The sequence below is a fragment of the Wolbachia endosymbiont (group B) of Ischnura elegans genome, assembly GCF_947251585.1.
Lineage (GTDB): Bacteria > Pseudomonadota > Alphaproteobacteria > Rickettsiales > Anaplasmataceae > Wolbachia.
Genome location: NZ_OX366371.1, coordinates 1313055 through 1324243, shown reverse-complemented (window position 1 = coordinate 1324243; position 11189 = coordinate 1313055). Strand labels below are relative to the sequence as shown.

General features: G+C 34.1%; 7 protein-coding genes and 1 pseudogene. 2 read left to right on the top strand and 6 right to left on the bottom strand.

Features of this window, described 5'->3' with window-relative positions:
- Positions 1-6: 6 nt before the first annotated feature.
- Positions 7-1473 (bottom strand): hypothetical protein, encoded by a 1467-nt coding sequence (locus tag OPR58_RS06885; RefSeq protein ID WP_265022322.1) that lies wholly within the window; start codon positions 1471-1473, stop codon positions 7-9.
- Positions 1474-2313: 840 nt separating this feature from the next.
- On the opposite strand from OPR58_RS06885, the gene OPR58_RS06880 reads away from it, so the two are divergent.
- Positions 2314-3594, top strand: coding sequence for an ankyrin repeat domain-containing protein (locus tag OPR58_RS06880; RefSeq protein ID WP_265022321.1), 1281 nt, complete (start codon positions 2314-2316; stop codon positions 3592-3594).
- Positions 3595-3657: 63 nt separating this feature from the next.
- Positions 3658-6969, top strand: coding sequence for an ankyrin repeat domain-containing protein (locus tag OPR58_RS06875; RefSeq protein ID WP_265022320.1), 3312 nt, complete (start codon positions 3658-3660; stop codon positions 6967-6969).
- 471 nt (positions 6970-7440) lie between these two features.
- On the opposite strand, the gene OPR58_RS06870 is transcribed toward OPR58_RS06875, so the two are convergent.
- The 5 genes and pseudogenes from OPR58_RS06870 to OPR58_RS06850 form a co-directional block, all read right to left on the bottom strand.
- Complete coding sequence (locus OPR58_RS06870; RefSeq protein WP_265022319.1) at positions 7441-8931, bottom strand: recombinase family protein; 1491 nt, start codon at positions 8929-8931, stop codon at positions 7441-7443.
- Positions 8924-9364, bottom strand: a complete 441-nt coding sequence (locus tag OPR58_RS06865) for a DUF2924 domain-containing protein (RefSeq protein WP_265022318.1) — start codon at positions 9362-9364, stop codon at positions 8924-8926. The genes OPR58_RS06870 and OPR58_RS06865 overlap by 8 nt, the downstream gene beginning before the upstream one ends.
- Positions 9365-9368: 4 nt before the next feature.
- Positions 9369-9830, bottom strand: a complete 462-nt coding sequence (locus OPR58_RS06860) for an ankyrin repeat domain-containing protein (protein WP_265022317.1) — start codon at positions 9828-9830, stop codon at positions 9369-9371.
- Positions 9831-9868: 38 nt separating this feature from the next.
- Complete coding sequence (locus tag OPR58_RS06855; protein ID WP_265022316.1) at positions 9869-10579, bottom strand: ankyrin repeat domain-containing protein; 711 nt, start codon at positions 10577-10579, stop codon at positions 9869-9871.
- 167 nt (positions 10580-10746) lie between these two features.
- Positions 10747-11121 (bottom strand): annotated as a pseudogene (locus tag OPR58_RS06850) (phage tail protein); the annotation flags it as partial.
- Between the last annotated feature and the right edge of the window lie 68 nt (positions 11122-11189).

The window sequence follows — 11189 nt, the reverse complement described above, 5'->3', positions numbered from 1 at the left end:
CCTAATTTAAATTAATTGTTTCTGTAACTGCTGAAAAATGAAACACTCGCTTAACATGGTGCTGAGCATATGCTCTTCGTTGCCCTGTACTGCAGACGTACTATTTATATTTACACTTACACTCGAAGTTTGTATATCCTGAGTGTTTTGATCAAGAACTTCAATTAATCTTGGTAACGTCTTTTTAATTTTACCAAATACTATTCTGTCACGATTAAGTGCATCTAAGTGAGCATCGGCAGTTGGCATATATCTATTAAACGCGCTATCCAAGTCATCAATAAAGTTATCAATATCTGCTAACACCATTTCATTACTATTAGCATAGTAAAAAAGAAACTCTTTCAATAGCTCTTGATTGCCACCAATATAAAGTAAACCACAAACCGCTTCACCTTTCCCAGATAAAAAAACATGCTGACGTTCTTTGCTGCTATAAGCTTGCCAGAGTTCCTTAAAACCCTCTTCACAACCATTTTTTGCGAATTCTCTTAATAAATAACTGCGACTGCCACAATCAAATGAAGGTAATTCTCTCCAAAACCTTTCTTTTCCTAATTCAATAATGCTATGTAAAAGCTCTGCACGAGATTTGTTAGACTCCAAACTAATAACTGACAGCAGAGTACTGTAATCCTCTAAAGAAAAAAATTGGGCTCGTAATGGAAATAGCTGACAAACTATGCTAAAGTAACCGTTATCAATTAACATGTACAGAACGTTACATTTGCTGAGAAATTTTTCCAAGTGCTGTTTGTTACCTATTACCTTTTGTAAACAAAAGATAGTAGTATCGACGTCATTATTTCCACTCATAGAATACAATGCAGCCTCTATCAATAAATTTAATTTAACTTCTTCTGATATATTTTGTTTCTCTAGTCTTTCATAGAAAAAAGCAACGGCTTCACGTTCACAATCCTGATAAGCTACCTTGAATCCATAAATGTCAAAGTTAGGATCATAACATTCGGTATATTCCTCCTTTATCTGTTCCAGTTTACCAGTAATAAAATGGCCCCAGAATTTCTCTAACAACCTAGAGCTTTCTTCTAGTACTTCATCTTCAGATAGATTATGCACCTTTTTTGCTTGTTCTTTACATAACTTAAATAAATCGCGAATCGTATCTTCATCTAGACAGTTTAAACAAGCTAATGTATAACAGTCACTAACACCTAGAGAATTATCATAATTACTCTCTGAGCAAATACCTATTAGCTTTTGAATAAACATCCGCCAATCTAGTCTTTTTCCATAAACATCATCATCAATCCAGCAATCATCTTGAGAGAGAATACTTGAGGTTATATCATACTTCACATAATAGATTATCCTACTATTACTGTTAATGTGCCTTCTTAATTGTTTTGCCTTAGAATGTTTAAAAGGATCATCATGTTTTATGACTCTTTCTAAGACTTCTTTGCAGTAATATGAATCATCTAATTTGATTAAGCTTTCTTGCTCCATTATAATTTACCCATTGAAAATTAAATACACTATCTTAAAAACCCTATTACTGTAATAAGGACCACCTTACTAATAGATAAAATAGAACTTCTGAATATTTTGATGCTTCATAATTATCCCCTCCTTAATAAATAAATGAAAAATATTGTACCCTCTTACGTACCATAATGAATCGGCTTCTATTATACTTTAGGTATATTACTCCACCTTTAAAACTTGTCAATCACTATTTAAGAAAAATTTTCTAGCCCAAAGTAGTTTTAGGCAAAGGGCTCTTAATAGGCTCGATATAAGATCTTTTGTCTACTTTTGAATTCTGTTTTTTATAAGTTTATCTTAATACTTATTGTTAAATGAATTACTATTAATTTAATATTATATATCGCTAATGAATTAAATAATATAACCATCTCCATCACTAAAAACCAGCAAGCGTGAGAACTGTTTTTCTTGGGATGCGTTGGTCTACCATGTGTACCATACGAACTTTTTTATGTGGTAACCTTATTATACGCTAAAACGAGCTATATTAGCCTACTTTAGCTAAATTTACATACGAACTGTTTTGCTTAAGCTTATGGAAATAATTTAAATCTTCTATTTTTATAATCTTATTTTATGCTGCTTTTTCTCACAAATATACGACCTTTTTTGAAGGAGTAAATAATTGAAATCCTTATGACACTAAATTGAAGTATTTTTCTATCAAATTCGAAATAAAAGATATTCTCCTATACCTATATACAATAAATTTGCTGTTCTGAAAAATATATAAAACTCTTGCTAATTATATCAAGTATATAATAATCAAAACATAGATTTTTAAAGTGAGGTAAAATTATGTGTTCTGATCAGTTGAAAGAACAAGATTTTTATGCAACATTCACTATACCGATTTATCAAGTTGGTGTGAGTGTGAGAACTACGCTGTCATATTTAGCTACTCTCAGTAGTCACTTAAAAATAGATGAACATCATGTACAAGAGAGTAATGATAATACTGATTTACATTGTGCTGCTTTTCATGGTAACTTAGAAGTAGTTCAAGCTCTATTAGATAAAGATGCTGATATTGAGGCAAAAAACAACAATGGCGATACTGCTTTGCATCTTGCTTCTGAAATGGGCCACTTAGGAGTAGTTCAGTACTTTATAGACGAAAAAGGAATTGATATTAACCAAGAGAACGATGATAATGAAACTCCTTTGCATATAGCTGCTAGAGAGGACCGCTTAGAAGTAGTTCAATTTCTATTAGAAAAGGGTGCTAGTTTTGAAGCACGAAACAACGAAAACTGTACTGCTTTGCATTGTGCTGCTAGCGGTGGCAATTTAGAAGTAGTTTTACTTCTATTAGAAAAAGGGGCTAACGTTACCGCGTTGATGATAAACCTTGATACTACTTTGCATTGTGCTGCTAAAGGTGGCAACTTAGAAGTAGTTCAAGCTTTATTAGGCAAAGTGGCTAATATTAATGCACAAAACAGTTATAGAGATACTGCTTTGCATATTGCTGCTGGATTTGGTCATTTCGAAGTAGTTCAATTTCTGTTAGAAAAGGGTGCTAGTTTTGAAACACGAAACAACGAAGGCTGTACTGCTTTGCATATTGCTGCTGAAACTGGTCACTTAGAAGTAGTTCAAGCTCTGTTAGAAAAAGGAGCTAACATTGAAGCAAAAAGCAAAAATGGCAGTACTGCGTTGCATGAAGCTGCTAGAATGGGTCGCTCAGACATAGTTCAATATCTTGTAGAGGAAAAAAAGGCTACTATTGACGTAAAGGACGTTGATTGTAATACCCCCCTGGATTTAGCTGATAGAAACGGCCACAAAAATATAGTTGAGTATCTTAATTTTCAAGAAAAGAAGCATTCTGAAACTTCAAAAGCAATAAAGACTAGTTTCTCTGTAGGTGTAATAGCCATGTTGACAGTAACTATGGGATGTATTGTTACTCATGTTAGTTTATCAATATTAGTTATTGCTGCATTGATAGTTGGAGCCATTGCTGGTGGCATGACATATGCAGTATTAAAGCCTAGTACTAAGCTAAGTGAATATGAAGTAGAGGGACAAAGTTTACCAGAAATCGATAACATCTTAAGAGCAAATGTTACATAGCTCTTGTTTTTTTATGTCAAGTATATAACAATAAAACATGAGGTTTTAAATCGAGGTAGAGTTATGAATTTTGACAATTTGGAAGAAATACTAGCTTTTATTGATGCTAACGTTGGTTTAAATGATAGTAATGTAGTTGGGGAAATAGAAGAGAAGTTAAAACAAGTAGATACATCTGGCCTATTACAGCTTGCTGTTTTGAAAAACAATAAACGAATAGTGGAGGCTCTTATACAAAAAGGGGCTGATGTTAATGGAATGGATATATACAATCGTGATCCATTATATTATGCTATCTTACATGGAAATACACGAATGGTAGAGGTCCTGATAAAAAATGGGGCAAGTGTTAGAAAGAAATATAATGATGGAAGTACTCCTTTGCATCATGCTATCTTGGGTAACAGAACAAAAATAGTAGAGCACCTAATAAACAATGGGGCTGATCTTAATGCAGTAGATGAGAAAGGTAGGACTCCATTATACTTAGCTGGTCGAAATACAAAAATGATCTCAATTCTTATGAAGAATGGAGCATGTCCCTTACTGGAAAATAGAAATGTTGAATTTTTGAAGTATTTAATTGCACTCATTAAAGATGGTGATATAGATAATTTGGAGAAGAGAGAAGCGAAACAGAAAGAAGAGCAAGTAGATGATGAATATGAATCACTTAAATACTCATTGCTGCTTAGTGATAACAGCTCTTTGATCTCTATTATAAAAAGGGAAGAATTTAATAATTTAATATCTGAGTGGTCTTCAGGTGCACCTGACTTAAAAGAGGGCCAAAAAAATTTGAATAAGGCGCTGTTAAGTCTCCTAAAAGACTTTCCATTTTGTAACATTACAAGGTTTGAGAATTTTTTACAAGACAACAAAAGTAATGATGATCTAAGGGTTGTTCTCAATCTTCAAAGAGGAAAGTCCAAGTTGACAATACTGCATGCAATACAAAGTATGGAGCATTTGGCAGTAGAAAAAGATATGGCCTGGGCAGTTGGAGCATTTATAACTTTACTTTTAAAAGCTGGAGCTGACCCCAACATAGTTGACAGTGAAGGGCAAACACCTTTGCACTATGCTGCTTATTATAATACTTTAAATATACCTTTACTTCTGAACAAAGGAGCACGTAATCAACCTGACAAACAAGGGAAAACTCCTCTAGATATTGTAGTTATTAACAAAAAACCTTTTGAAGTGAATATTTTAGAACAAATCTTTTTAACTCAGGAGCAAATGAGAGCAAAAAGCCATTTAGAAAATATTTGCGGTCATAGCCTTGACACTAATCAACTAAGAGAGTTTTTAAATCAGCACAGAGGAAATGAAGGTCTTAAAGAGATTTTAAATCTTCGTGATTGCAAAGGAAAGTCTCGTATTTTTCAAAAGATTAGAGATGCTTGTTATGGTGATAAAATTCGTTTTAAAGAAGCAGAAAGGTTACTGTTAGAAGCAGGAGCAATTGATTACAAAGGATGGCAGGACAAAGAACATTTACCTAAAGCTTCCACTTTATGGGACATTTTAATATTAAACCAACGGGAAGAATTGAAAACTTTTTTAGATATGGCCAGTGCAGCCGAAAACATGAACGAGTTAGAGCAAGTTGTAAAAAGAGCTATAGAAGCAGGAGTAATGCTGAACTTTGCTGTGTCAGGAAGTTTATATGACAAGAAATATGAGAGTAAATATGGCTTTGCAGATTGTGTAATAAGAAAAATTAGTGAATTAAAAAAGAACTCTAAAATTGCAAGTGATGTAGAGGTTGCCAGTCGTATAGTATGTAACTTAGTATCAAAAGGAGTAGTACTACATACTATAAGCAGCATCCTTGTCATTGATGAACTAGAAGAGTTTAAAAGCCACAAAGCTAATATGGTAAAAGCCTATGAAAGTTATGCAAAGCGTAGTTTGAAATTTATGGAAATTGTTAAAAGTGCAACTACTGGCAAGGTGAAAAATGTAAAAGTGGATAACTCTATTCTCTATTTGGAATATTCAGAAAATAGTGTAGTTGAGGTTGCGAAAATCATAAATGAAGCAAATTTAACTCATGGAAGTATAGAATATAGAAGAGATGTAATAGCAATCGGTGAAAGTGAGGTAGAAATTATAACGAAAGATGGGATAAGAAATTATACTAACCTTACGGGCAATATAGTACTGACTTTCCATACTAGTTTAGGAGAATTAGAAGTTAGATTATATCCTGATGAGAACAATAAAAAATTGATAAGAGTAGAGGTGAGTGAAGAAGATCTATTTAAAGAAATAGCAAATCATGAAGAAATAGGGCAAAATTGCTTATTGGGGGGTTTATCGGTTATTAAAGCTATAGATCGAGGTGTTTTTGCTAGATCTGATGGATTAATGCGTCCTGAAGTAGTAAGCGAGTCTAACAACAAATGGACAGAACGTGAAGAGTTAAGAAGGGATTCTATGGAGGAAGTTGCTAGAAGGCATAAGTTATTACAAGATTTACGTAATATTGAATCTAGTATTGTTAAAAAGGAGAAGAGCTTTGACATAAAAACTCATCTGATAGATATCTTTAAAACTCTGTCTAGGTTATCTGGAGAAAAAGAGAATATTTCTAAAATAGATTTAGTTAACGCGGCAGAAAGAGAGAGTAAAAGATTGGGACTAGAAGGTAGATACAATTGGGATGGGATTTTTAATTTAGAGAAAGAATTTACTGAAAAGGCAGAAAAACAATGTGATAAAGAGCAAAAATCAAACATACCTGATGATTTTTATGTAGGGCATGCAATCAATAATGGAAGCTGTTTTTTTGATTCATTCAGACAAAGTCTAGAACAACAGAAGGGAATCAAAGTCACTGTAGGGCAGTTAAGGAATGAGTGTAAGAGGTTTGCGCAAGACAATCCTCCAGAGTGGTTTATAAGTAAAGTTCGCAATGACTTTGATGAGGTTGAAGGTAAGTTCGTAAATCGTGGAATTACGTGTGACCAATATATCAATAGCATTGGAAAGAATGAATTTTGGGGACGTTCCGATATCGAGGGCAGAGTACTTTGTGGTAAGTATGGTGTGAAATTGCATGTTGCAGAGAGTAACCGATTGCACACTATTGATAAGCAACAAGATCCGTTCTTGCATCAGTTAATAGATAGCTCAGGATCAAAAGCAGGTAAGATAGATTATAGTCACAATAGTGTCCTACATATGATAAATGGAGGCCATGATCATTTTCAACCCTTACTTTATAGAAATAAGGCCTTGGCAAAACAAACGCAAGAACAAAAAGATTCCTTATGCTATTCAAGCTTGCCAAGCTGTAGTATGGATGAGTTAAAGATAGAAAAAGCATCTCATCAACAGAAGGCACTGCTTGTAAGTAGACCATAGCTTTGTATATGATTTGTTACACAGCAATGATGGGAGAAGTTTATTTAGTAAGTTGAAAAAGAAACTATTTTATTTAAAAAGTTTACTTAATGTTTATGGATTTTCAAGTACACTCTCAGATTCAAAAGGGGCTATAGATTGCTCGACATGTACTATTTCCTGGAGTTGTGTGCTGAAGTTTAGAGTATTGCCTTTTTTGATGTTTAAAGAATTTTCCTCTAAATCTACTATTACAATATGCAGCTAAAATTGGATACATCTTCTACCATTGTTGCACCTAATATGCTAAAATCTTCATCACTTATATTGATTTTCTACATAATTGATTTTGTAACATTTATTTGCTCTTCTATATCAATTTCAACATCTTTTTGTGTGGCCCTTTGTAGTAGCTCCTTTTGCAATAACCTTTTTTAATTTTCTGGCACATACTTTTTTCGATGTTTTTTCATATTGTTATTTTTATAAACGTTACGACGCTGAGCCGTAAAATTTCTCCCTTTGCTCACTCCATAGCATCGGTATTTCTCTCAAATCAGCTAGCTTCAAGGCTCTTGGCTGTCTCCCATTTACTATGTCTTCTTTAATCTTTGGTGCTAAATAGTTCAACCTCAAAATTTGCTGTATACGTCTTGTACCTATATTAATTTTGGCACTCAGCTCTTTCACACTTTCGTATTTTCCTTCCTCCAGTTGCCGTTTCCACAGGTGGGCTCTTACCACTGCTTTGAGTAACGCATTATTTGTTTTTCCTTCTGGTTCTACTACTGTGCATTTATTTCCTTTCTTTTTTAACCACATTGGTATAAATTCCACCTCATCCTCTGAACTCATTTCTATTCCATCTTCTTTTACCATTACTCCCTTTATTAATTTTTTCACCATTTCTTTCTGTTCTCTGAAACTTAAATTTTTCCATTCTTCCGCTTTTTCTTGCCAATTTTTGTATAGGTGCTCTGCTCTCTTCATTACTTCTTTTTCTACTTCTCCTGCTACTATATTCCGACTCTTTGACGCACAGCTTTTTCCAACTAAATGATTGTTGCATATGTAATATCTATACCTTTTATTCTCTTTTTTTGCGTACGTCAGCGTCATATTTGCATCACAGCTCTTGCACTTAATTATTCCCCTAAGCAACGCTTCCTCATATTTTGCTTTTCTATATGGCTGATCCTTTATCAATTCCTGCGCTTTTTGCCATTTTTCCTCTTTTATTATTGCTTCATGCTTTCCCTCATACTCTTTCTCATAATGCCGTATTTTTCCCATATATATTGGATTTGTTATTATTCTTCTCACCGTGGCCTTTTTAAAGATATCTGATTTTGTTCTGTAACCTTGGCTATTTAACTCCCTTGCCAACTCTGCCATTGATCTCAGCTCCAAATATCTTTCAAATATATGTTTCACTGTTTTCGCTTCTTTCTCATTTATTATTAATTCTTTATCTTTTACATCATACCCTAGCGGTAAAGTTCCACCCATCCACAATCCCTGCTCCTTTGATGTTGCTATTTTGTTTTTTACTCTCTCTACTATCATTTCTCTTTCTAGTTGTGCTGCTCCTGACAATACTGTTTGTACAAATTTTCCCATTGGCGTATTATTGTCAAATATCTGTGTTACTGCTACAAAATTTACTCTATGTCTTCTAAAAAATGATGTTACTTCGATGCTGTCTTTTGTTTCTCTTGATAGTCTGTCTAGTGTGTACACTACTACACAATCTACTTCTCCTTTTTTTACATCTTCAAACAATTCCTTTATCGCTGGTCTTTCTAAGTTCTTTCCTGAGAAACCTCCATCGTCGTACCTTTTGGCCAATGCTACCCAGCCTTCTCTGCTCTTTATGTACTTCTCACATGCTACTCGCTGCGCATCAAGACTGTTAAACTTTTGTTCTAGACCGTCTTCATTTGACTTTCTCGTATATATTCCACATCTTATCCCTTTACACATTTTCCCTTCTCTTTTGATCACGCAAACCAAATAGGAGCGGCCCATTGTAACTCATTCCCATTATTTTTCCGGCTACTGCTGACAATGACGTGAAAAATTCTTCTCTGTAGATTAAACCCTTATCTGTTACCATTACTGCATGCGTCTCTTCCCCTCTCTCTAGTATTAATTCTGTCCCTTCTACTGGTAATTTATCGCTACTTATTCTTTTTCCCTTCTCTAGTCGATCTGCCAGATGCTCTAGTCTTTTTGTCCCCTTTCTTGACATTTCTCCATACGCTTTTTCCTGTATTCTATAAGCTAATCTTGGTATCAGATATTTCTTTGAGTATCTAGGTGCTTCTTCCTCATATACCTTCTTCCATATTTTTCTCAGTTCTGCCAACGCTTTTTTCTCTAAATTCATTACTTTCTTTTCTGTTTCTTCCTCCATATTTTTAGCCTCTCATAAATAGCTTTTCAATCCTGTCTGTTTCTTTCTTTAATACCTCGGTTATCTCTTTACTATTTTTCGCATAATCCATTGCTATCATTCCGAACTTATCTTCTTGCTCTATTTCTGCTCCTGCTTCCACTAACTCTTTTACTATTTCTACTTTCCCCACCATACATGCAAGGTGCAATGGAGTGCATTTATTTTCATATTCTTTCGCATTTACATTCCCTCCTGATTTTATTAATTCTCTCACGGTTTCTAGATATTTCTCCGTTACCGCTAAGTGCAGTGCTGTGTATCCTTCTACATCTGCTGCATTCACATTCGCTCCTTTTTCGATTAATAACCTCACTGTTTTTGCGTCTACTGCATAATGTAGAACTGTTCTTCCATTCTCGTCTCTTTCATAAATATTTTTACTTGAGTTCTCTAATAGTGACTCCTCTTTTTCTTTTTTACTCATAATCTACCTCACCTTTTCTTTAAATTTTAACCCCTCTTTTAGGCCTTCTTTCTCACCACCTCATCTATCATTTCGTTCACTTGGCTCATTATCTTGCTTGCTAAATTTTGACATTCTTTCTTTATTAGCGATTTGTCTCTCTTCCTTATTTCTCCTATCTCTATTATTTTTAGCTCCGGCATGTAGCTTCCATTCAACATGTCTGCTATTTCTCCCACTAGCCCCTCTATTCCATAGCACGTCAGTTCTCTACTTTTTGTTATTCCTCCTTGTTCTCTCAGAAACTTACTCGCCTTTCCATTCTCTTCGCTATTCCATGAACAATACTTTTCACTTTCCCAGATGTAATACATTGGTGTTGCGCCATATTTATTCAGTTGATTAACCTCAGCCCCTGCCTTTACCAGCTCTTTTATTATTTCAACTCCTGCTCCTCCCATTTTACACGCAGAGTGCAATGGCGTACATCCGGCGATGTATTGAGTGGCATTTACTTCTGCTCCTTCCCTTAGCAGCACTTTTACATTTTCTAAGCTTTTTGCGAATACTGCACAGTGCAGAGGTGTATAACCATTTTTATCTCTTGCATTGATCTCTGCTCCTTTTTTTATTAAGAACCTCACTGTTTTGTAATCAGAGATTTCTACTGCTTGGTGTAATATCGTCTCTCCTTCTTCATTTCTTTTATTAATGTTTTTACTTGATACTTCTTTAAAAAACTTACTAAAAGATTCTTTGCTAAACTTCATACTTACCTCACAAAATTAGCTTTTCTAGCGCCAGATAAATTTCTTATATTTACCTGCTACTATTCAAGTCATGTCCTTTTTAGCATGAGAAAGCAAGTCTTTTTCTTTTTATTTCATACACTTTTACCTATTATTAATATAATATATGAGGATCTAAATATAAGTACTTAACTTATTACACATATTGCTTGACTATCTTTCCAACTTCTGTGCAAATGTCGATGTTCGTGCCATTTCAGTACTCCTGGGTAAAACACTAAAATGTAATTTTCTAATTCGTGTATTGAGTCTTTCTGCTCTGAATCTAAATCGTTCTCATACCTAATATTGTGTTCTGCTATAACGTATTCTACTATTTTTTGGTCAATGAAGTTCTTTGTTTGATAAAAATGAGTAACGCCAAATCTTTCTAAAATTGGTTTGTGTTTTAAATTCCAACGTTGCCCTGAAAGTTTATCGTTTCCCAATACAAATTTATTCCCTCTTTCCTCTACACTACCAACTGGAAAACATGCGTTTATTTCTCCTAAATTCCAACTGTTGTAAGTTAAAAATATGATATAAAGGAGATAAGAGGGAAGATAACCCTACTCACTATAGGAATAGAGTT

Bases quoted from the DNA above. Each gene is read 5' to 3' on its own strand.
- OPR58_RS06870 (WP_265022319.1), bottom strand. From the start codon at position 8,931: ATGTGTAAAGGGATAAGATGTGGAATATATACGAGAAAGTCAAATGAA.
- OPR58_RS06880 (WP_265022321.1), top strand. From the start codon at position 2,314: ATGTGTTCTGATCAGTTGAAAGAACAAGATTTTTATGCAACATTCACT.
- OPR58_RS06875 (WP_265022320.1), top strand. From the start codon at position 3,658: ATGAATTTTGACAATTTGGAAGAAATACTAGCTTTTATTGATGCTAAC.
- OPR58_RS06855 (WP_265022316.1), bottom strand. From the start codon at position 10,579: ATGAAGTTTAGCAAAGAATCTTTTAGTAAGTTTTTTAAAGAAGTATCA.
- OPR58_RS06885 (WP_265022322.1), bottom strand. From the start codon at position 1,473: ATGGAGCAAGAAAGCTTAATCAAATTAGATGATTCATATTACTGCAAA.
- OPR58_RS06860 (WP_265022317.1), bottom strand. From the start codon at position 9,830: ATGAGTAAAAAAGAAAAAGAGGAGTCACTATTAGAGAACTCAAGTAAA.
- OPR58_RS06865 (WP_265022318.1), bottom strand. From the start codon at position 9,364: ATGGAGGAAGAAACAGAAAAGAAAGTAATGAATTTAGAGAAAAAAGCG.